This is a genomic window from Geobacillus sp. G4, assembly GCF_040327975.1.
Classification (GTDB): Bacteria; Bacillota; Bacilli; order Bacillales; family Anoxybacillaceae; genus Geobacillus; species Geobacillus thermoleovorans.
Genome location: NZ_JBEPJY010000101.1, coordinates 1 through 270, shown reverse-complemented (window position 1 = coordinate 270; position 270 = coordinate 1). Strand labels below are relative to the sequence as shown.

Here is a 270-nt window from a genome sequence, read left to right as displayed (position 1 = left end):
AATGTTTAGGAAAGGTTTTTCATCCGAAGTGATTCAAGCTGTTTTGGAGATGCTGCCTTTACATGAACGTCATGACCAAGAATGGGAAGCATTATTAATACAAGGCGAAAAAGGGAAAAAAAAGTATTCCCATCTAGATATGTACACATATCGTCAAAAGCTTGCGCAATTTTTATATCGAAAAGGTTTTTCGCAAGAACTTATTCAGCAATATTTGCAAAAACACTTAGAGAAAAGCGAGGAATAGGAAATGGAAAAACGGTACAGTGA

Annotated in this window: 1 pseudogene; it reads left to right on the top strand. The window is 35.6% G+C overall.

The annotated features are described in order from the left end of the window. Window positions 1–247: pseudogene (locus tag ABS784_RS17120) on the top strand (recombination regulator RecX); the annotation flags it as partial. Window positions 248–270: the final 23 nt, after the last annotated feature.